At 61.3% G+C, this 19832-nt stretch carries 19 protein-coding genes; 5 read left to right on the top strand and 14 right to left on the bottom strand.

Annotated features, from left to right (window positions below):
* Positions 1 to 84: 84 nt before the first annotated feature.
* Positions 85 to 1281 carry an MFS transporter gene (locus CWC48_RS01490; RefSeq protein WP_100491192.1) on the bottom strand — a complete coding sequence of 399 codons (1197 nt, stop codon included), beginning with the start codon at positions 1279 to 1281 and terminating at the stop codon, positions 85 to 87.
* A 176-nt stretch (positions 1282 to 1457) separates the two neighbouring features.
* On the opposite strand from CWC48_RS01490, the gene CWC48_RS01485 reads away from it, so the two are divergent.
* On the top strand, positions 1458 to 2072 hold the full coding sequence (locus CWC48_RS01485; protein ID WP_078047611.1) for a DUF5666 domain-containing protein: 615 nt from the start codon (positions 1458 to 1460) through the stop codon (positions 2070 to 2072).
* Positions 2073 to 2201: 129 nt separating this feature from the next.
* Here the strand turns inward: CWC48_RS01485 and CWC48_RS01480 are convergent, their stop codons facing one another.
* The 8 genes from CWC48_RS01480 to gcl form a co-directional block, all read right to left on the bottom strand.
* On the bottom strand, positions 2202 to 3206 hold the full coding sequence (locus tag CWC48_RS01480) for a sulfate ABC transporter substrate-binding protein (RefSeq protein ID WP_033897617.1): 1005 nt from the start codon (positions 3204 to 3206) through the stop codon (positions 2202 to 2204).
* A gap of 105 nt (positions 3207 to 3311) precedes the next feature.
* Positions 3312 to 4136: an ion transporter gene (locus CWC48_RS01475; protein ID WP_028615697.1), complete on the bottom strand. Its 825-nt coding sequence runs from the start codon at positions 4134 to 4136 to the stop codon at positions 3312 to 3314.
* Positions 4137 to 4167: 31 nt separating this feature from the next.
* Positions 4168 to 5043, bottom strand: coding sequence for an urea transporter (locus tag CWC48_RS01470; RefSeq protein WP_099492432.1), 876 nt, complete (start codon positions 5041 to 5043; stop codon positions 4168 to 4170).
* A 120-nt stretch (positions 5044 to 5163) separates the two neighbouring features.
* Positions 5164 to 6579, bottom strand: coding sequence for a pyruvate kinase (gene pyk / locus CWC48_RS01465; RefSeq protein ID WP_078047613.1), 1416 nt, complete (start codon positions 6577 to 6579; stop codon positions 5164 to 5166).
* Complete coding sequence (locus CWC48_RS01460; RefSeq protein WP_100491191.1) at positions 6569 to 7849, bottom strand: glycerate kinase; 1281 nt, start codon at positions 7847 to 7849, stop codon at positions 6569 to 6571. The genes pyk and CWC48_RS01460 overlap by 11 nt, the downstream gene beginning before the upstream one ends.
* 189 nt (positions 7850 to 8038) lie before the next feature.
* Positions 8039 to 8929, bottom strand: a complete 891-nt coding sequence (locus CWC48_RS01455; RefSeq protein WP_100491190.1) for a 2-hydroxy-3-oxopropionate reductase — start codon at positions 8927 to 8929, stop codon at positions 8039 to 8041.
* A gap of 172 nt (positions 8930 to 9101) precedes the next feature.
* The gene (hyi, locus tag CWC48_RS01450; RefSeq protein ID WP_078047616.1) at positions 9102 to 9884 is read right to left on the bottom strand and encodes a hydroxypyruvate isomerase; all 783 of its coding nucleotides are present in this window, start codon (positions 9882 to 9884) and stop codon (positions 9102 to 9104) included.
* Positions 9885 to 9894: 10 nt separating this feature from the next.
* Positions 9895 to 11670 carry a glyoxylate carboligase gene (gcl, locus tag CWC48_RS01445; protein ID WP_078047617.1) on the bottom strand — a complete coding sequence of 592 codons (1776 nt, stop codon included), beginning with the start codon at positions 11668 to 11670 and terminating at the stop codon, positions 9895 to 9897.
* A 256-nt stretch (positions 11671 to 11926) separates the two neighbouring features.
* Here gcl and CWC48_RS01440 point away from each other — a divergent pair, with 256 nt between their 5' ends.
* The gene (locus CWC48_RS01440; RefSeq protein WP_078047618.1) at positions 11927 to 12367 is read left to right on the top strand and encodes a heme-binding protein; all 441 of its coding nucleotides are present in this window, start codon (positions 11927 to 11929) and stop codon (positions 12365 to 12367) included.
* Between the two features lie 127 nt (positions 12368 to 12494).
* Here CWC48_RS01440 and CWC48_RS01435 read toward each other — a convergent pair whose 3' ends face one another.
* The gene (locus tag CWC48_RS01435) at positions 12495 to 12953 is read right to left on the bottom strand and encodes a transposase (protein ID WP_100491189.1); all 459 of its coding nucleotides are present in this window, start codon (positions 12951 to 12953) and stop codon (positions 12495 to 12497) included.
* 225 nt (positions 12954 to 13178) lie between these two features.
* Entirely contained in the window at positions 13179 to 13784 is a 606-nt protein-coding gene (locus CWC48_RS01430; RefSeq protein ID WP_068935710.1) for a TetR/AcrR family transcriptional regulator, read from the bottom strand.
* A 134-nt stretch (positions 13785 to 13918) separates the two neighbouring features.
* Between CWC48_RS01430 and CWC48_RS01425 the strand changes: the two genes are divergently transcribed.
* Together CWC48_RS01425 and CWC48_RS01420 are read left to right on the top strand one after the other, a co-directional pair.
* Entirely contained in the window at positions 13919 to 14833 is a 915-nt protein-coding gene (locus tag CWC48_RS01425) for a DUF808 domain-containing protein (RefSeq protein WP_078047621.1), read from the top strand.
* 138 nt (positions 14834 to 14971) lie between these two features.
* The gene (locus CWC48_RS01420; protein ID WP_078047622.1) at positions 14972 to 15343 is read left to right on the top strand and encodes a DUF805 domain-containing protein; all 372 of its coding nucleotides are present in this window, start codon (positions 14972 to 14974) and stop codon (positions 15341 to 15343) included.
* 64 nt (positions 15344 to 15407) lie between these two features.
* Here CWC48_RS01420 and CWC48_RS01415 read toward each other — a convergent pair whose 3' ends face one another.
* Together CWC48_RS01415 and CWC48_RS01410 are read right to left on the bottom strand one after the other, a co-directional pair.
* Positions 15408 to 16196: a VacJ family lipoprotein gene (locus tag CWC48_RS01415; RefSeq protein WP_078047623.1), complete on the bottom strand. Its 789-nt coding sequence runs from the start codon at positions 16194 to 16196 to the stop codon at positions 15408 to 15410.
* Positions 16189 to 17487, bottom strand: a complete 1299-nt coding sequence (locus CWC48_RS01410; RefSeq protein ID WP_078047624.1) for a serine/threonine protein kinase — start codon at positions 17485 to 17487, stop codon at positions 16189 to 16191. Before CWC48_RS01410 ends, CWC48_RS01415 begins: the two co-directional genes overlap by 8 nt.
* Before the next feature lie 235 nt (positions 17488 to 17722).
* Between CWC48_RS01410 and CWC48_RS01405 the strand changes: the two genes are divergently transcribed.
* On the top strand, positions 17723 to 18091 hold the full coding sequence (locus tag CWC48_RS01405) for a hypothetical protein (protein WP_078047625.1): 369 nt from the start codon (positions 17723 to 17725) through the stop codon (positions 18089 to 18091).
* A 112-nt stretch (positions 18092 to 18203) separates the two neighbouring features.
* On the opposite strand, the gene CWC48_RS01400 is transcribed toward CWC48_RS01405, so the two are convergent.
* On the bottom strand, positions 18204 to 19757 hold the full coding sequence (locus CWC48_RS01400) for a glycosyl hydrolase family 17 protein (protein ID WP_100491188.1): 1554 nt from the start codon (positions 19755 to 19757) through the stop codon (positions 18204 to 18206).
* Positions 19758 to 19832 lie beyond the last annotated feature (75 nt).

Here is a 19832-nt window from a genome sequence, read left to right as displayed (position 1 = left end):
GGGCACTGCGTCCTCTTGGGCGATGACCCAGCCAAAGCTGCCCTACATCACTGGCGGGCGGCTTTGGTAAAGGGCGCCAATACCTCAGGCAGTTGCTGCTGACGTCTCACGGGAAGCACTCAGAAAACGCAGCAACGCCACCAGCGGGAATGCACTGCCCACCAGCATCACTCCCAGCCAGCCGCCATGTTCATACACGCTGCTGGCAATCGCCGAGCCGAAGGCGCCGCCGATGAAAATACTGGTCATGTATAGCGCGTTCAGGCGGCTGCGGCTGTTGGCGTCCAGGGCGTAGATGGCGCGTTGGCCGAGCACCATGTTCATCTGCACACAGAAGTCCAGGACCACACCCGTCACCGCCAGGCCGATCACGCTGTACAACGGGTGCACGAAAGCCGGCAGGAAACTCAGCGCGGCGAACAGCATGGCCAGCAGCGAAGCGCGGTGGGTGTGACCGGCATCGGCCAGGCGGCCGGCGATGGGTGCGGCGATAGCGCCCAGTGCACCGACCAGGGCGAACAGGGCGATCTCGCTTTGGCTCAGGCCGTGGTTGCGCGCCAGTTCCAGTGGGACGGCGGTCCAGAACAGGCTGAAGGTGGCGAACATGCAGCCTTGGTAGAACGCTCGTTGGCGCAATACCGGCTGCTCACGCAGCAAGGTGCCGAGGGAGCGCAACAGTTGACCATAGCTGGCGCTGTGGTCGGGTTGGCGCTTGGGGATGGTGATCAGCAGCACCACGCTGATAAACGCCATCAACGCCGCCGCCGCCATGAACATCGCGCGCCAGCCGAAGTGGTCCGCCACCACGCTGGACACCGGCCGTGCCAGCAGGATACCGAGCAACAGGCCGCCCATGATGCTACCGACCACCCGGCCACGGGACTCGGCGGGCGCCAGGTGCGCGGCCAGCGGAATCAGGATTTGCACCGACACCGAGCTGAAACCGATCAGCAGCGACACCAGCAGGAACAGGTTCGGCTGCTCGGTGACCGCTGCACCCAACAGGCTGACGATGGCGAGCACGGTGGTGGCAATCATCAGCTTGCGGTTTTCCAGCAGATCACCCAACGGCACCAGGAAAAACAGGCCCAGGGCGTAGCCGATTTGCGTCAGCGACACGATCAGGCTGGCCATGGCGGGTGTGAGGCCGATGTCCGGGGCGATCAGTTCAATGATCGGTTGTGCGTAGTAGATGTTGGCAACGATGGCACCGCAGCAAAACGCGAACAGCATCACCATGCTCCGGGTCATGGTGGTTGTAGCGTGGGACGTAGCGTTCATGGTGTTCTCATAAAAGCGAAGGAAAGTGGTGCGAGCCTAAAGACAACACCGTAGCCCGGGTAGGCCGCTGGCAGTGATAACACTCATGCCCGGTAATGATGAGTGAATCGTTAACTTTCTGCGCGAAGGGTGATGATACATTCAGGCACAACTGCCGAAACAGGAAATTGATGGTCATGAAAATCACGTTGAACAAAATGCTCCTGGCTTCCACGCTCGCCGCCGCCATGGCCGTGGGCCTGGCCCAGGCTGCCGAAGCCCCACGCGTAGGTGTACGCGGCGCCATTACGGCGATGGAGGGCGACGCGATGCACGTCAAGGTCAATAGCGGTGAGGAGGTCATCGTGCACCTCACCCCGGCTACCCAGGTGCGCGCAGTCACCCTGGCCAAGATCGATGAGATCAAGCCGGGCAGCTACATCGGCTCAGCCGCCATGCCCAACGCCGACGGCAGCCTGACGGCGCTGGAAGTGCACGTGTTTCCACCGGCCATGGCCGGCACCGGCGACGGGCATCGTGCATTTGATTTGAAGGAAGGCAGCAGCATGACCAACGGCACCGTCGGCGACCTGGTGGTCAGCAACGGGCGGACGTTGACCGTGAAATACAAAGGCGGCGAACAGAAGATCGTGGTGCCGGAGGATGTGCCGATCGTCAACCTGGAACCGGGCGATCGCAGCCTGCTCAAGCCGGGGGTAAAGGTGGTGTTGTTTGCGGCGCAGGGGGCGGATGGGACCATTACCGCGCAGGCCATCTCAGCCGGTAAAGATGGTGTGACACCGCCAATGTAAAGTCTGGCGCAGAACCAAATGTGGGAGTGGGCTTGCTCGCGAATGCGGTGGATCAGCCAATGAATCTGTTGACTGACACACCGCATTCGCGAGCAAGCCCGCTCCCACTGTTTTACCGCGTTTATTCAGTTATTGACCGGAGTAGATCTGGTCAAACACCCCACCATCATTGAAGTGGGTCTTCTGCACGGTACGCCAGTCACCAAAGGTCTTCTCTACCGACAGGAAGTCGACTTTCGGGAAGCGGTCGGTGTACTTGGCCAGCACTTTCGGGTCACGTGGACGCAGGTAGTTGTTGGCGGCGATTTCCTGGCCTTCCGGCGACCACAGGTATTTCAGGTAGTCCTCGGCGGCCACGCGGGTGCCTTTCTTCTCGACCACTTTGTCGACCACCGACACCGGCGGCTCGGCTTCGGCGGAGACGCTTGGGTAGATCACTTCGAACTGATCACGGCCGAATTCACGGGCGATCATCTCGGCTTCGTTCTCGAAGGTCACTAGCACGTCGCCAATCTGGTTGGTCATGAAGGTCGTGGTGGCGGCACGGCCGCCGGTGTCCAGCACCGGTGCCTGCTTGAACAACTTGCCGACAAAGGCCTTGGCCTTGTTTTCGTCGCCGCCGTTCTTCAGCACATAGCCCCAGGCCGACAGGTAGGTGTAGCGCCCATTACCCGAGGTTTTCGGGTTGGGCACGATCACCTGCACGCCGTCTTTCAACAGATCCGGCCAGTCTTTCAGTGCTTTCGGGTTGCCTTTGCGCACGATGAATACGGTGGCGGAGGTGAACGGTGCGCTGTTGTTCGGCAGGCGGGTGACCCAGTTGTCCGGCACCAGTTTGCCGTTGTCGACCAACGCGTTGATGTCGGTAGCCATGTTCATGGTGATCACGTCAGCCGGCAGACCGTCGATCACCGAGCGCGCTTGTTTGCTGGAGCCGCCGAAGGACATCTGCAGGGTCAGTTTGTCGTTCGGGTGCTCGGCTTCCCAGTGTTTCTGGAAGGCGGCGTTGTAGTCCTTGTAGAAGTCGCGCATCACGTCATAGGAGACGTTGAGCAGTGTGACGGGGGCGGCCTGGACGGCGCCCGCCAGGGCAAGGCCGGCGGCCAGGAGGGAGGCGCTAACGAGTTTTTTCACTGCTCATTCCTTGTTGTTCGAGAAGGTGGTCGATTGAGTAGGGGCAATTTGCCAGCGACTATAGCGGGCGCCGCATAGACGTTTAAAGATTAAAACGTACTTTGCTTATTCCACTTTACGGAAAAGGTTACTCCCGCAGCGCGAGCAGAAGGCGGCATTCGGCTCATGGCTGTTCTTCTTGCACACTGGGCAGTCGGTTTGCAGCTGTTCGCCGCGCATGGCACTCGCCAGTTCAGCGGTGAAAATACCGGTGGGCACGGCAATGATCGAATAACCGGTGATCATCACCAGCGACGAGATCACCTGGCCCAGCGGCGTCTTTGGCACGATGTCGCCAAAGCCCACGGTGGTCAGGGTCACGATGGCCCAGTAGATGCCCTTGGGAATGCTGGTAAAGCCATGCTCCGGGCCTTCGATCACGTACATCAAGGTGCCGAACACCGTGACCAGCGTGCACACGCTGACCAGGAACACCACGATCTTCTGCTTGCTGCCGCGCAGCGCCGCCATCAGGTAGTTGGCCTGCTTGAGGTACGGACTGAGCTTGAGCACGCGGAAGATCCGCAGCATCCGAATGATGCGGATAATCAGCAGGTACTGCGCGTCGCTGTAATACAGCGCAAGGATGCCGGGGACGATGGCAAGCAAATCCACCAGCCCATAAAAGCTGAAGGCATAGCGTAACGGCTTGGGCGAGCAATACAGGCGCAACCCGTATTCGATCAGGAAGATCAGCGTGAAGCCCCATTCGATATAGGCCAGCACATCGGCGTAGTTCTGGTGTATCTGGTCGATGCTGTCGAGCATCACGATCACCAGGCTGGCGAGGATGATCAGCAGCAAGATGCCGTCAAAGCGCCGCCCGGCGACCGTGTCACTTTGAAAAACCATGACGTAGAGCCGCTGGCGCCAGTCGTTGTTGCTGTCCATAAATCCCGCCTGAAACGAAGTTCGAGCAAGCCTAGGGGGATTCGAAGGGCCTGTCCATGCGGGGTTTCTGAAGCACGCGACCGCCTGCGCGCACCAGCCAGCAGGCGAGGATGAACGGTGCGGTCAATGCCGGCAGGTGCAGGGCGGCGAAGCCTGGGGTGAGAAGGATCGCCAGCAGGATGCCGAGCAGCGGCAACCAGGGGTGGCGACGCACCTGGCTCAGAGCCAGCGCCGCCAATGCCGGGTTGTAGCTGTGCAGGCCGAGCAGGGCGCTGGCGGGTTCTTGCAGCCACAGCGCTATCAGCACGCCGGCGGCGGAGCCGACCAAGGCCCATACGGCGGCGCGGCGGTTGGCCAGCCACAGGCCCAGTGCAATCAAGGCACCGGCCACTGGCTGGTCCAGCAGCATGATTTGCGCCAGCCCGATGAAGGGCGCGGTGAGCGTGGCCAGGGTGTCGGGTTCGCTCAGGCTAAAGGTGCTGTCAGGCACTGTGCCTATCAGCAACCAGCCGAGCAGGACAAACGGCGCGGTATAGGCCGGCAAGTCATCCGGCTGGCTGGCGTGCTTCAACCATTGCCGCGTGAGGATCGCACTCAAGCCGCCGCCCGCCAGGATCAGCGGCGGCAGCAAGGCCGACCAGGCGAAGTGCTGGCTGATCAACAAGCCCAGCAGCACGCCGTTGTAGCTATACAGCCCGGCCTGGCGCTCGGCCTTGGGATAGCCCCGGCGCTGGGCCGTGAGCAAGCCCGCGACGCCACCCAACAAGGCGCCGCCGAGCAAGGTCGGCGCGCCGATCAGGATCGCCAGCAGGCACAGCAGGCCGCACAGCGGCTGGCGTTGCAGGAAGATCTGGCTGAAGCCGTTGAGCAGCGCTTCGGCCCAGTCGGGGCAGGTGGGGTTGTGCATGGTGGTTAGTCAGTGAGACTGAGTTGCCCCCATCGCAGGCAAGCCAGCTCCCACATTTGACTGTGTTCGCAGATCAAAATGTGGGAGCCGGGCTTGCCCGCGATGGGGCCCGAACAGGCGCTAGATCAACGTCTCTATACGCAAAGAGTTGGTCGACCCCGGCTGCCCGAACGGCACCCCCGCCGTAATCACCAACGTATCCCCACGCTCCGCCATCCCCTGTGCCTGGGCAATCTCCAGTGCGGTGGAACACACCTCATCCACCTGGCGCAGCCGGTCATTGACCACCGAATGCACGCCCCACGCCACGCTCAAGCGCCGCGCCGTGGACAGGTTGGGCGTGAGGTTGAGGATCGGCGCTACCGGCCGCTCCCGCGCCGCGCGCAGGCTGGAGCTGCCGGACTCGCTGTAGTTCACCAGTACCGCCACCGGCAGGATGCTGCTGATGCGCCGGATCGCGCAGCTGATGGCGTCCGACACCGTGGCATCCGCCTTGGGCCGGCTGACATCCAGTTGGGTCTGGTAGTCCGGGCCATTTTCCACCTGGCGGATGATCTTGCTCATCATCTGCACGGCTTCCAGTGGGTATTCGCCGGAGGCGGTTTCCGCTGACAGCATCACCGCGTCGGCGCCTTCGGCCACGGCATTGGCGACATCGGTGACTTCGGCACGGGTCGGCGCCGGAGAGAAGCGCATGGACTCCAGCATCTGCGTCGCCACCACCACCGGTTTGCCCAGCTGGCGGCAGGTACTGATGATGTCCTTCTGGATCTGCGGCACGCTCTCGGCCGGCACTTCCACGCCCAGGTCGCCTCTGGCCACCATGATTGCATCGCTCAGTTCGGCGATTTCCTGCAGGCGCTGCACGGCCGAGGGTTTCTCGATCTTGGCCATCAGGAAGGCCTTGTCGCCGATCAGCTCACGGGCTTCGCGGATATCTTCCGGGCGCTGCACGAACGACAGTGCCACCCAGTCCACACCCAGTTCCAGGCCGAAGCTCAGGTCGCGCCGATCCTTGGCGGTCAGTGGGCTCAGTTCCAGCAGGGCTTGTGGGACGTTCACGCCTTTTCGGTCCGATAATTCGCCGCCATTGAGCACGGTGGTGTCGATGGCGTCGGCATGTTTGGTGATCACCCGCAGGCGCAATTTGCCGTCGTCCAGCAGCAAGTCCATGCCGGGCTCAAGGGCCTGGATGATTTCCGGGTGGGGCAGGTTGACCCGGCGCTGATCGCCCGGGGTCGGGTCCAGGTCCAGGCGCAAGGCCTGGCCGCGCACCAACTGCACCTTGCCCTCGGCAAAACGCCCGACCCGCAGCTTCGGCCCTTGCAGGTCCATGAGGATGCCCAGCGGGTAATTCAACTGGCGCTCCACCTGGCGAATCCACTGGTAGCGTTGTGCATGGTCGGCGTGGTCGCCGTGGCTGAAGTTGAGCCGGAAGATATTCACCCCGGCTTCCACGAGCTCGCGGATGTCATCGATACCGTCGGTAGCCGGGCCTAGGGTGGCGAGGATTTTGACCTTTTTGTCAGGCGTCATGTTTGGCAGTCTCAAGGATCAGGATGGCGCGAAAGTCGTTGACGTTTGTGCGCGTCGGCTCGGTGACGATCAAACCGTCGAGGGCGGCGAAATAGCCGTAGCCATTGTTGTTATCCAACTCGTCGCTGGCCGACAGGCCGAGGGCTTCGGCGCGCCGGTAACTGCACGGGGTCATGATCGCGCCGGCGTTGTCTTCCGAGCCGTCGATGCCGTCGGTGTCACCGGCCAGGGCATACACGCCGGGCAGGCCCTTGAGGCTGTCGGTGAGGCTCAGCAGGAATTCCGCATTGCGCCCGCCACGGCCATTGCCGCGCACGGTCACGGTGGTTTCGCCACCGGAGAGGATCACGCACGGCGCCGCCAGCGGCTGGCCGTGCTGGACAATCTGCCGGGCGATGCCGGCGTGCACCTTGGCCACGTCCCGCGCTTCGCCTTCGAGGTCGCCGAGGATCAACGGGCTGAACCCGGCCTGGCGGACTTTTACCGCCACCGCTTCGAGGGATTGCTGGGGGCGGGCGATCAATTGGAAGTGGCTGCGGGCGAGCACCGGGTCGCCGGGCTTGACGGTTTCCGAGGCCGGGTTCTGCAACCAGCTGCGCACCGAGGCGGGGGCGTCGATGTGGTAGCGCTTGAGAATCGCCAGGGCTTGTTGCGAGGTGCTCGGGTCGCCGACCGTGGGGCCGGAGGCGATCACCGTGGGCTGGTCGCCCGGCACATCGGAAATCGCATAGGTGTACACCGTGGCCGGCCAGGCTGCTTTCGCCAGGCGGCCGCCCTTGATCGCCGAGAGGTGCTTGCGCACGCAATTCATCTCGCCAATGGTGGCGCCGGATTTGAGCAGGGCTTTGTTGATGGCCTGTTTGTCGGCCAGGGTGATGCCTTCGGCGGGCAGTGCCAGCAGGGCAGAGCCGCCGCCGGACAACAGGAAGATCACACGGTCGTCTTCGCCAAGGTTGCTGATCAACGCCAACACGCGCTGGGCCACGGCCAGGCCAGCGGCGTCGGGCACCGGGTGGGCGGCTTCGACCACTTCGATTTTCTTGCACGGCGCGCCATGGCCGTAGCGGGTGACCACCAGGCCGGTGACTTCGCCCTGCCAGCAGTTTTCGACAACCAGGGCCATGGCGGCGGCGGCCTTGCCGGCACCGATCACGATCACACGGCCACTGCGGTCGGCGGGCAGGTAGGGTTCGAGGACTTGCCGGGGGTGGGCGGCGTCGATGGCTGTGGCAAACAGCTCGCGAAGCAGGTGTTGCGGATCGACCGACATAAGCGGGCTCCCGGGGATTCTTGTTATTAGGGGTGCATCACGTTTCGGATCGGAATGCGATCAAATGTGGGAGCGGGCTTGCTCGCGAATGCGGTCTGGCATCCAACATCCATGCTGACTGATCTACCGCTTTCGCGAGCAAGCCCGCTCCCACATTCGACCGCATTTCAAACGTAAGAGCGGTGTGGATTACTTATCGCGAATCGAGAAATTCGCCATATGCTCCAGGCCTTTGATCAGCGCCGAATGGTCCCAGTTACCGCCGCCAATCGCCGTGCACGTACTGAACACCTGCTGGGTGCCGGCGGTGTTCGGCAGGTTGATCCCCAACTCCTTCGCACCGGCCAGGGCCAGGTTGAGGTCCTTCTGGTGCAGGTTGATACGAAAGCCCGGATCGAAGGTGCCCTTGATCATGCGCTCGCCATGCACTTCGAGGATTTTCGACGAAGCAAACCCACCCATCAGCGCTTCACGCACTTTGGCCGGGTCGGCGCCGTTCTTGGCGGCGAACAGCAACGCTTCGGCCACCGCCTGGATGTTCAGCGCCACGATGATCTGGTTGGCGACCTTGGCGGTCTGGCCATCACCATTGCCGCCCACCAGGGTGATGTTCTTGCCCATGGCCTGGAACAGCGGCAAGGCGCGTTCAAAGGTCTGCGGCTCGCCGCCGATCATGATGCTCAGGGTGCCGGCCTTGGCGCCGACTTCACCACCGGACACCGGCGCATCCAGGTATTGCGCGCCGGCCTCGTTGATCTTCGCCGCGAACGCCTTGGTGGCGGTGGGGGAGATCGAGCTCATGTCGATCACGACTTTGTTTGGCGACAGGCCTGCCGCCACGCCGTCTTTGCGGAACAGCACATCATCGACCTGTGGGGTGTCGGGCACCATCACAATGATGAACTCGGCTTCCTGCGCCACTTGCTGCGGGCTGGCCAGGGCCACGGCGCCAGCATCGATCAGCGCTTGCGGGGCCTTGCCGTGGTGTTCGGAGAGGAACAGTTGGTGACCTGCTTTCTGCAGGTTGGCGGCCATGGGTTGGCCCATGATGCCGGTGCCGATGAATCCGATTTTAGCCATGATCAATTCCTCTTTTTATTCGATGGGCAGACCTGACTCGGTCTGCCAAACACAGGAGGTCTAAATGTGGGAGCGGGCTTGCTCGCGAAGGTCTTTCATTCAACAGGTGCATCGACTGATACACCGCTTTCGCGAGCAAGCCCGCTCCCACACAGGGGTTTTGGGGCGTTGGTTAGATGGCGTTATGGGTTTTGAGCCAGCCCAGACCCGCTTCGGTAGTGGTCAGCGGCTTGTATTCGCAGCCGACCCAACCCTGGTAACCGATGCGGTCCAGGTGTTCGAACAGGAAGCGGTAGTTGATCTCCCCGGTGCCCGGCTCGTTGCGGCCCGGGTTGTCGGCCAGCTGGATGTGGTTGATCTCTTCCAAGTGCGCGGCCATGGTGCGGGCCAGGTCGCCTTCCATGATTTGCATATGGTAGATGTCGTATTGCAGGAACAGGTTGTCGCTGCCGACCTGCTCGCGAATCGACAGGGCCTGCGCCGTGTTGTTCAGGTAGAAGCCTGGGATGTCGCGGGTGTTGATCGCTTCCATCACCAGCTTGATGCCCACCGCTTGCAGTTTTTCAGCGGCGTACTTGAGGTTGGCGACGAAGGTTTTTTCCAGGGTTTCGTCGTCAACGCCTTGTGGCCGGATGCCCGCCAGGCAGTTGATCTGGGTATTGCCCAGTACTTGTGCATAGGCGATCGCCAGCTTGACCCCGGCACGGAATTCCTCGACCCGATCCGGGTGGCACGCCAGGCCGCGTTCGCCCTTGGCCCAGTCACCGGCCGGCAGGTTGAACAGCACCTGGGTCAGGCCGTGGGCGTCGAGTTGTGCCTTGATTTCGGCAGAGCTGAATTCATACGGGAACAGGTACTCGACCCCTTGGAAGCCGGCATCGGCGGCCGCTTTGAAACGGGCAAGGAAGTCCTGTTCGGTAAACAGCATGGACAGGTTGGCGGCGAAACGCGGCATAAGGTTCTCCTTAATCGAGCAGGGAAATGGCAGTCGGCGCATCGTTGCCGACCAAGGCCAGATCTTCGAATTCGTTGACGGCGTTGATCTCGGTGCCCATGGAAATGTTGGTCACGCGTTCCAGAATAATCTCAACGATCACCGGAACCTTGAATTCTTCGATCATTTCCTCGGCGCGGCGCAGGGCCGGCGCGATCTGGCTTGGCTCGAACACACGCAGGGCCTTGCAACCCAGGCCTTCGGCGACGGCGACGTGGTCTACGCCATAGCCGTTGAGTTCCGGCGCGTTGAGGTTGTCGAAAGACAGCTGCACGCAGTAGTCCATTTCAAACCCGCGCTGGGCCTGGCGGATCAAGCCCAAGTAGGAGTTGTTCACCACCACGTGGATGTACGGCAGCTTGAATTGCGCACCCACGGCCAGTTCTTCGATCATGAACTGGAAGTCGTAGTCACCCGACAGCGCCACCACCTTGCGGCTCGGGTCGGCCTTGACCACGCCGAGGGCGGCGGGGATGGTCCAGCCCAACGGTCCGGCCTGGCCGCAGTTGATCCAGTGACGTGGCTTGTACACATGCAGGAATTGCGCGCCGGCAATCTGCGACAGGCCGATGGTGCTGACGTAGCAGGTGTCTTTGCCGAACACCTGGTTCATTTCTTCATACACGCGCTGTGGCTTGACCGGCACGTTGTCGAAGTGCGTCTTGCGGTGCAGGGTGGCTTTGCGCTGCTGGCAGTCGTTCAGCCAGGCACTGCGGTCCTTGAGCTTGCCGGCGGCTTTCCACTCGCGGGCCACTTCAATAAACATCGTCAGCGCGGAACCGGCGTCGGAGACGATGCCCAGGTCAGGGGTAAATACGCGGCCAATCTGCGTCGGCTCGATATCGACGTGAATGAACGTGCGGCCCTCGGTGTAGACCTCGACCGAACCGGTGTGGCGGTTGGCCCAGCGGTTGCCGATGCCCAGCACCACGTCTGACTTGAGCAGCGTGGCGTTGCCATAACGGTGGGAGGTTTGCAGGCCGACCATGCCCACCATTTGCGGGTGATCGTCCGGGATGGTGCCCCAGCCCATCAGGGTCGGGATAACCGGGATGCCGGTGAGTTCCGCGAATTCAACCAGCAGCTCGCTGGCGTCGGCGTTGATCACGCCACCACCGCTGACCAGCAGTGGGCGTTCGGCCTGGTCCAGCAGGGCCAGGGCTTTCTCGACCTGGATGCGCGTTGCCAAAGGCTTGGCCAGGGGCAGCGGCTGGTAGGCGTCGATGTCGAATTCGATCTCGGCCATCTGCACGTCGAACGGCAGGTCGATCAGCACCGGGCCTGGGCGGCCGGAGCGCATTTCGTAGAAGGCTTTCTGGAAGGCGTAGGGCACCTGGCCCGGCTCCAGGACGGTGGTCGCCCACTTGGTCACCGGCTTGACGATGCTGGTGATGTCCACGGCCTGGAAGTCTTCCTTGTGCATCCGGGCGCGGGGGGCCTGCCCGGTAATGCACAGGATCGGGATCGAGTCGGCCGAGGCACTGTACAGGCCGGTGACCATGTCGGTGCCCGCCGGGCCCGAGGTGCCGATGCACACGCCGATATTGCCGGCCTTGGTGCGGGTGTAGCCCTCGGCCATATGGGAGGCGCCTTCAACGTGGCGAGCAAGGACGTGATCGATGCCACCCACTTTCTGCAAGGCCGAGTACAGCGGGTTGATCGCGGCGCCTGGGATACCGAAGGCGGTGTCTACGCCTTCACGGCGCATCACCAGGACTGCGGCTTCGATTGCTCTCATTTTGCTCATGATTTTGGTGCCTCTTGCGTTTTGTAATTGTATACAAGTGGTGTCTGGCCAAAGTGTATTCACGGCGGGCGGCGCAGGTCAATGCATTTTCTAATCTGGCCTTTGCGTTCGTCGGAAGCACTTTTTTCGACGTGTGGAGCCTTTGTGCGAAAATATTGTATACAAAATCAAAAGTCATTGTGTTCTATTTGTTTGATCGAGCATCTGATCATTCAGACCTCCACCGCTTTCCCAATAACAAAAGAAGGACGGCACCATGAGCGCTTTAACCTTGAAACTCGCTACCCAGCTGGCCAGCCAGGCCCTTACCGCAGGACGCACTATTTCGGCGGCGCCGCTGACCATCGCCGTGCTCGACAGCGGCGGCCACCTGATCACCCTCCAACGCGAAGACGGCGCCAGCCTGCTGCGCCCGCAAATCGCCATCGGCAAGGCCTGGGGCGCAATTGCCCTTGGCAAGGGCTCGCGCCTGCTGGCACTGGACGCACAGCAACGCCCGGCGTTTATCGCTGCGCTGAACAGCCTGGGGCAGGGCAGCGTGGTGCCTGCGCCGGGTGGGGTATTGATTCGGAATCCGGAAGGTGCGGTGCTGGGGGCGATCGGGATCAGCGGGGATACGTCGGACATTGATGAGCAGTGTGCGATCACAGCGATCGAAGGGGTGGGGTTGATGGCGGATGCGGGGGTGTCTGCCTAGTTTTTTGCTGATTTTTCTGGCCCCTTCGCGAGCAAGCCCGCTCCCACATTGGACCGCATTCTCATGCTGGAACTCGATCAAGTGTGGGAGCGGGCTTGCTCGCGAAGGGGGCAACTCGGTCTCGCCCCTACAACCAAACTGCATCCCACAGCGGATAGTCGCCAATCCGCTTCACCAGCCCCGCCCGCAGAGGATTGGCCACTACATACCGGGCCATCTTCACCAGATCATCTTCCTTGCGCAGCGCGCGGTCATGAAAGCTGGTTTGCCAAAGCCTGCCTCTGCGGCCAGAAGCACCGTTCACGCTTCGGGTGCTTTTGGATTTTACCTGGCACATCAAATCGCCTAGTGAGCCTTTTTGTAGTTCGACCAACCAGTGGAAATGGTCTGGCATCACTACCCAGGCCAAAGAGTTTGCCAGCCCTTGAGACTGAGCGAGTCTGAGTTGCCAGACCACTAATCGGCCTAGGTAAAAGTCACTGAATATCGGCGCACGTTCGTGAGTATTGGTGGTGATCAGATAGATGCAATTGGGTTCGCTGAACCGCCCTATACGCAGGCGGTGTGAGTTGGCTAGATCAGGCATTCCTTGGCCTCTCTTCAGATGGTGTCCTGAGAGGCTAGATCTCGATGGCTGATGCTGATTGGCAGGCGTTTGGCAGGATGTGTCTGGGAGGGCGCTTTCGCGAGCTAGCCCTCTCCCACAGTGGTTTTGCGGTGTTCATACATGGTGTGTCTGGCACAAAACACCTGTGGGAGCGGCGGTGCGACGACTCGACTTGCTCGCGAATGGCACAGGCACCGCGGTGTATCAGTCCGGCTCACACCCCTTCAACACCAGCCGAATAATTGTCTGCGCCGCCGCTTCATAATCCGCTTCATCCAGCTTGGCCTTCCCGGTCACCGCCGAGATCTGCCAGTCGAAATCCGCATAGGTCTGCGTCGCCGCCCAGATGCTGAACATCAAGTGATTGGGGTCAATCGGCGCAATCAGGCCGCGATCCACCCAGTCCTGGATACAGGCGATGTTGTGCTTGGCCTGGGCGTTGAGCTGTTCGACCTGGTCGGCGCTGAGGTGCGGGGCGCCGTGCATGATTTCGCTGGCAAAGACCTTGGAGGCAAATGGCAGGTCGCGGGAGATACGGATTTTCGAGCGGATGTAGTTGCTCAGTACTTCCTTGGGCGCGCCGTCCGGGTTGAACGGTGTGGAAGCGGCCAGGATCGGCTCGATGATGCTTTCGAGCACCTCGCGGTAGAGGTTGTCCTTGGACTTGAAGTAGTAGTAGACGTTGGGCTTGGGCAGCCCGGCCTTGGCGGCGATGTCGCTGGTTTTGGTCGCGGCGAAGCCTTTGTCGGCGAACTCCTCGCTCGCCGCCCGCAGGATCTTTTCTTTATTGCGCTCGCGAATGGTGCTCATAAACCCAGTGATTCCTTGCCATGACAGGCGGTTGCGCATGGTAGCACCGGCCATCTGCGGGCCTCAACAATGTGCCCGTAAAGCGTTGCGCCGCGCTATGCTCGGCGCATCCCTCTCTAATGGAAGCCCGATTCATGGCAGGAAGCAGCTTGTTGGTGTTGATCGACGATATCGCCGCGGTACTCGATGACGTAGCCCTGATGACAAAAATGGCGGCGAAGAAAACCGCCGGCGTGCTCGGCGATGACCTGGCGCTCAATGCCCAGCAGGTCTCCGGGGTGCGCGCCGAGCGGGAAATCCCCGTGGTGTGGGCGGTGGCGAAAGGTTCGTTCGTCAACAAGTTGATCCTGGTGCCGGCCGCCTTGCTGATCAGTGCATTCGCACCGTGGGCGGTGACACCGCTGCTGATGCTCGGCGGTGCCTACCTGTGCTTCGAAGGTTTCGAGAAGCTGGCGCATAAATTCCTCCACAGCAAAGCCGACGATCATGCTGAACATGCGCAGTTGGTCGAGGCCGTGGCCGATCCGGCCACCGACCTGGTGGCCTTCGAAAAGGACAAGATCAAAGGCGCCATCCGCACCGACTTCATTCTCTCGGCCGAGATCATCGCCATCACCCTTGGCACCGTGGCTGATGCGCCACTGATGCAGCAGGTGGTCGTGCTGTCCGGTATCGCTATCGTCATGACCGTGGGCGTCTACGGGCTGGTGGCCGGCATCGTCAAGCTGGATGACCTGGGCCTGTGGCTCACCCAGAAGCCCGGCCAGATGGCGCGCAGTATCGGCGGCGCCATCCTGCGCGCGGCGCCCTACATGATGAAGAGCCTGTCGGTGATCGGTACGGCGGCGATGTTCCTGGTGGGCGGCGGGATTCTCACCCACGGCGTGCCGGTGGTGCATCACTGGATCGAGACGGTCAGCCAGGGCGCAGGCGGGGTGGCGTGGTTGGTGCCGACGCTGCTGAATGGGGTGGCGGGGGTTGTTGCAGGGGCGGTGGTGTTGGTCGTCGTGCGAGTAGTTGGCAGAGTCTGGCGAGCCGTTAAGCGCTGATTAGTTCGCATCGAATACAGACTGAAAAGTTATTTAAGCTTAATCCTACAGTTCGGTTTTCAAGGCATTTATAGGATGCATCGCGTGCCTTCCCGTGAGGTCACACACTAAGAAAACGGATCGAGTAGGGAGTTAAGGATGCACTGGTGTTTTCAGGCAATAAAAAACTATGCCAACTTCAGCGGGCGCGCTTGTAGAAGGGAGTATTGGGCGTTTGCAGTTTTAGACTGCCTGCTGATGTACGGCTCAATTGTAGTAGCGGGCTGGGCCGGGGTTGCCTACAGTAGGTGGTTTTATATCCCGCTAGGTGTTTACGTTGTACTTATGATCATCCCACGGCTATCCGTAACATTTAGGCGGCTTCACGATGTGAACACGACTGGCGCTTATATCCTGTGGTATGCGCTACCCTTCGTGGGTTTATTAATTGTGACCATTCGACTGCTTAGAAAAGGCGACAAGTTGGAGAATAACTACGGATTGCCTTGCCGTGATGTCGAACATGCTTAACAGACCGGGCTTACCGTAACCCAATAAAAAGGCCATTCAGTTGAATGGCCTTTTTTGTGGGCGGTTACTCGGCAATCTGCAGCTTTCGCGATTCCGTATAGATGTAGCGCACCTTCTCGTACTCGAACGGCGAGTTCATCTGGCCATACCGGAAGCTGGTCTGATAACGCTTGTCCACTGCACGCAATGCCCAGATTTCCGGGTGGTTGGAGCTGACTTCGGACACGTTGAGGAAGTTGATCTGGGTTTCCGCGCCGTAGTCGACGATCAGGCCGGTGGTGTCGCGCAGGTTCGACGGCCCGAAGATCGGCAGCACCAGGTAAGCGCCGCCGGGCACGCCGTAGAAGCCCAGCGTCTGGCCGAAATCTTCGCTCTGGCGCGGCAGGCCCATGGCGGTGGCCGGGTCCCACAGGCCGGCGATGCCGATGGTGGTGTTGACCAGCAGGCGGCCGGTGGTTTCCAGCGAGCGGTGGCCCTTGAGCTGCAGCAGGCTGTTCAACAGGTTGGGCACATCGCCCAGGTTGTTGAAGAAGTTGCTCACGCCGGTCCGCAGGAAGCTGGGGGTCACATAGGTGTAGCCGTTGACCACCGGCAGGAACACCCATTGGTCGAAGCGGTAGTTGAAGTGGTACACGCGACGGTTCCACGATTCCAGCGGGTCATACACGTTGAGTGCGGTGAGCGACGAGCGCTCGAACTCACGCTGGTCCAGCCCTGGGTTGAACTTGAGCTTGGTCAGCGGCTCCTTGAAACCGTCGGCGCCGACATTGACCGGCTCGTGGGCCTTGCTGTTGTCGGCATTGGCAACGCCCGCGCACATCAAGGCGGCAAGCAGCAGAAGATATTTAGCCACGGAAGAACTCCAGCATGGCGTCGGCGTTGACGCGGTAATTGAGGTTGCCGCAGTGGCCGCCCAGCGGGTAGACGGTCAAGCGATCGCCGAAGGTTTTACGCAGGAAACCGAGGTCACCAGGGCCGAGGATCACGTCGTCGGCGTTGTGCATGACGGCGATCTTCGGGTTGGTGTGCAGGTAGTCCTTGAGGGCATACAGGCTGACCTGGTCGACCAGTTGCAACAGGCTGCCGCCGTCGGAACGGGCGCGCCACATCGGGATCACTTGTTCGGTGAGGTAGCAGTCGAAGTCACATTGCAGTGCACGCTTGAGGAACGGCGTGAGGCTGGTGCCTTCGGTGATCGGGTATTTCGGCGGGATGATCAAGCCACGGCGGTTGATCAAGTCCGAGGTAAAGGCGATGTCAGCCGCCGAGAACCGGAACGAGGTGCCGATCAGCATGGCCATCTGTTCGTTGGTCAGGTGCTGTTTGGATTGCTGGAAGTCGTAGAGCAGGGCGTCGTTCAGGTCGATGTAGCCCTTCTGCTGGAAGTAGCGGGTCAGCTTGTTCAGCACCAGCTCATAGAAGGTGGTGGTGTTATTGATGCCCTTGACCTCGGTCTGCACCAGCTTGTCGAGGTTGGTGATCGAGGTGTAGAGGTTGACCGGCGGGTTCAGCAGCAGCACTTTCTTGAAGTTGAAGCTGCGACGGGTCTCGTCGAGTTTGCTGACGAACGCCGCATCCAGGGCACCGAGGCTGTAGCCGGTGAGGTAGAAGTCAGTCACTGGCAACGAAGCGTTTTGCGCGCGCACGGCTTGCATCACGCGGTACATGTCTTCGGCGTCTTCCTGGGTGATCCCCGGGGTGGCAAAACGCGAGGCGGCGCTGATGAAGTCGAAGCTGGTCGGCGACGACAGCTGCACCACGTGGTAGCCGGCCTGGTAATACAGCTTTTTCAGGTATTCGTTGATGCTGCTGTCGAAGCGCGCACCGGTGCCTGCGATCAGGAAGATCAGCGGCGCGGCGCGGTCCTGCTTGGCGATGCGGTAGGTGAGCTTCTTCACCGCCCAGAAGTTGTCCGGCAGGCTGAACTCGCGCTCAGGGCGCATGTTCAGGGTGTAGTCGGATTGGTTGATCTCGTCATCACTCGGCAGCTTAGGCCGTAGGTCTGGCGGGGTGGTGGCGATAGTCGCTTCAAACGGGTTGGTCAAAGGGTAGCCATAGCTGGCTTGGTCGATGTCGACGGCCAGTGCTGACGCACTCAGAAAAAGGCTGCCCAGCAAGGCAGCACAGCGCAAGGAACGGAGCATGACTTAATCCCTAGGAGGAAACGTACTTAGTGAAGTTCGCAGGCTATGACCGCCGTCCAGTCGCCGAAGTGCCATCACGCGGCACGAAATGTCGGAAAAAACGTCGGAATCGGGGTAATAGTAGCCAGACGATACACTTTGCCACGCTTTGGTGAACACTAATTGTGTGTATGCGCCTTGCTAACGGCTGCCGGGGCATTAAGCTGAGCGCCGTTTTTGCCTATCGGAGTACCCCATGTCCCGTCGTTTGCCGCTGATTTTGCTGCTTATTGCACTGCCACTGTGGCTGGCCGCCAGTTACGGTGCGCGCTATGGCTTTATGGAGGATGGCCAGTGGGTGGGCCTCTGCGCGGACGAGGCGAGCCGCTGGGAATGCCAGCTGCGTTCGAACCTTGGGTTGATGATCCACTTCAAGGTGCTGGGCTGGGCAGCGCTGATCACGTCGGTGCTGGCATTTTTTGTGCCGGGACGTGCGGGCTGGGGGTTGGCGGTGCTGGGGATGGTGTTCGGGTTGCCGGCACTGGCGTTGTACAACACCACGTTCGCGGTGTTTGCGGTGGTGATTGCGGGGTTGCGCTTGGTCAGGAAGCCCCGCGTTGCTTGATGGGGCCTCATCGGGGGGCAAGTCGAACCGTCGCACCGCCCCTTCCACAGGGGAATGCATTCCAAATGTGGGAGGGGCGGTGCGACGGTTCGACTTGCCCCCGGTAGCGATGTTAAATCTTGCGTACCCGCAAGCAGCGCCACAAGGCTGCCGTCATGAGCAGGCTCACTACCGCCCAGCCCCAAGCCTGCTGGTTCAATAACCCCTCACGGTACAACTGCGGCGCAATGCCCGCACCGATGATAAAGGCCAGCAGTGCAATCTCCCGACGTGGTCCGGTCACCGGACGCGCCAGGTACACCAGGGCCGGCAACACCAGCGCGGCACTCGGGAAGCTGCGGTAGCGTGGGTCGAACACCAGCGCCAGCATCATCACGGCACCGGCAAACCCGGCAATTGCCACCAGCCAGCCCGCGCGCTGCTCCAACCAATTGAACGCGCGTGCGCGCCAAGCTTCTCGCGAACTCAGGGCCAGTGCTGCATGGGCCAGTACCAGCAGGTTCAACACCACCAGCAAGCCCGCCCACACCCATTCATCATTAAACCGCGCAGTCACGCGGGTCAGCTCGGCCCAGGTGCCAATGGAACAGGCCGCTACCGCACCCAGCAGTGGCAGGGCAATTGCCGCGCAGGTAGTGCGTACACGTCCGCCCAACACCAAGGTGCCCAACAGGATGATCCCACCCACGCCCAGCCATAGCGGCCAGTACGGCACATTGGTTACCGGCCCGGCGAGGATGCCCTTGTCCTGGCGATCGGCATCGAACAGGCCCCAGTAACCACCCACGGCGCCTTCATTGGCCCGCTTCCACGGCTGGTCAAAGGCTTCGATCAGGTTGTAACGCCAGCCATTGGCCTCGGCCATGGCCACGAAGCCGCGCATGAACTTGGCTTCATTCACCCGGCTCGGCACGGCCGTTTCGCGCTGGCGGCCTTCGCTTGGCCAGCCGGTTTCACCGATGAGTATGTCCTTGGGCGCAAACTTGTTGCCGAAGGTCTGGCGCACATCGCCCACGTGCTTGAGGGCCTGGTCGATGCCCGACGGGTCATCTTCCCAGTACGGCAACAGGTGGATGGTCAGGAAGTCCACCGCCGGCGCGATTTCCGGGTGCTGCAGCCAGAACTCCCACACGTCCGCGTAGGTCACCGGCTGCTTGATCTGGCTCTTGACCGTATGGATCAGCGCCACCAGCTGCTTGGCGGTCACTTCCTTGCGCAGCAAGGCTTCGTTGCCGACGATCACCGAAGTCACGACATCCGGGTGGGCGTTGGCCGAAGCGATCAATTCGTTGATTTCCTTTGCGGTCGCCACCGGGTCACTGCTGACCCAGGCCCCGGCCATTACTTTCAGCCCGTGCTTGCGCGCCATCTCCGGCAAGGCTTCCAGGCCGGTCATGGAGTAGGTGCGGATGCACTCGAAGCGGGTCGCCAGCAGCGCAAGGTCGGCGTCCATGCGTTCGGGGCGCAGGGTGAACGGCTGGTCGAACGGCGATTGGTCTTTATCGAATGGGGTGTAGGACGCGCACTGCATCTTGTGCGTGGCACTGGCGACATCAGGCAGCACCACGGGCCGGCCGAGGCCATACCAGTAAGCGAACAGGGCCAGCAGGCCGAGGATCAAGGCGAAGCAATAGGGCAGGGCAGGGAAGCGGGCAGTCGCGGGCATGGTCGGCTTATCTGGAAGAGCAAAGGCGCGCATCTTACCCGGATTTGGCCCGACCCAGTGGGGCTGCATAATTTT

Source organism: Pseudomonas sp. S10E 269, from assembly GCF_002798465.1.
GTDB lineage: Bacteria > Pseudomonadota > Gammaproteobacteria > Pseudomonadales > Pseudomonadaceae > Aquipseudomonas > Aquipseudomonas pergaminensis.
The sequence above is the reverse complement of the archived record's forward strand: the minus strand, read 5'-3'. Positions and strand labels throughout refer to the sequence as shown.

What these genes read in the sequence shown, in the direction of transcription:
- hyi (WP_078047616.1), bottom strand. Translation starts at nt 9,884, where the DNA reads ATGCCGCGTTTCGCCGCCAACCTGTCCATGCTGTTTACCGAACAGGAC.
- CWC48_RS01435 (WP_100491189.1), bottom strand. Translation starts at nt 12,953, where the DNA reads ATGCCTGATCTAGCCAACTCACACCGCCTGCGTATAGGGCGGTTCAGC.
- gcl (WP_078047617.1), bottom strand. Translation starts at nt 11,670, where the DNA reads ATGAGCAAAATGAGAGCAATCGAAGCCGCAGTCCTGGTGATGCGCCGT.
- CWC48_RS01410 (WP_078047624.1), bottom strand. Translation starts at nt 17,487, where the DNA reads ATGCTCCGTTCCTTGCGCTGTGCTGCCTTGCTGGGCAGCCTTTTTCTG.
- CWC48_RS01420 (WP_078047622.1), top strand. Translation starts at nt 14,972, where the DNA reads ATGCACTGGTGTTTTCAGGCAATAAAAAACTATGCCAACTTCAGCGGG.
- CWC48_RS01490 (WP_100491192.1), bottom strand. Translation starts at nt 1,281, where the DNA reads ATGAACGCTACGTCCCACGCTACAACCACCATGACCCGGAGCATGGTG.
- CWC48_RS01485 (WP_078047611.1), top strand. Translation starts at nt 1,458, where the DNA reads ATGAAAATCACGTTGAACAAAATGCTCCTGGCTTCCACGCTCGCCGCC.
- CWC48_RS01470 (WP_099492432.1), bottom strand. Translation starts at nt 5,043, where the DNA reads ATGCACAACCCCACCTGCCCCGACTGGGCCGAAGCGCTGCTCAACGGC.
- CWC48_RS01440 (WP_078047618.1), top strand. Translation starts at nt 11,927, where the DNA reads ATGAGCGCTTTAACCTTGAAACTCGCTACCCAGCTGGCCAGCCAGGCC.
- pyk (WP_078047613.1), bottom strand. Translation starts at nt 6,579, where the DNA reads ATGACGCCTGACAAAAAGGTCAAAATCCTCGCCACCCTAGGCCCGGCT.
- CWC48_RS01400 (WP_100491188.1), bottom strand. Translation starts at nt 19,757, where the DNA reads ATGCCCGCGACTGCCCGCTTCCCTGCCCTGCCCTATTGCTTCGCCTTG.
- CWC48_RS01405 (WP_078047625.1), top strand. Translation starts at nt 17,723, where the DNA reads ATGTCCCGTCGTTTGCCGCTGATTTTGCTGCTTATTGCACTGCCACTG.
- CWC48_RS01475 (WP_028615697.1), bottom strand. Translation starts at nt 4,136, where the DNA reads ATGGACAGCAACAACGACTGGCGCCAGCGGCTCTACGTCATGGTTTTT.
- CWC48_RS01430 (WP_068935710.1), bottom strand. Translation starts at nt 13,784, where the DNA reads ATGAGCACCATTCGCGAGCGCAATAAAGAAAAGATCCTGCGGGCGGCG.
- CWC48_RS01455 (WP_100491190.1), bottom strand. Translation starts at nt 8,929, where the DNA reads ATGGCTAAAATCGGATTCATCGGCACCGGCATCATGGGCCAACCCATG.
- CWC48_RS01425 (WP_078047621.1), top strand. Translation starts at nt 13,919, where the DNA reads ATGGCAGGAAGCAGCTTGTTGGTGTTGATCGACGATATCGCCGCGGTA.
- CWC48_RS01460 (WP_100491191.1), bottom strand. Translation starts at nt 7,849, where the DNA reads ATGTCGGTCGATCCGCAACACCTGCTTCGCGAGCTGTTTGCCACAGCC.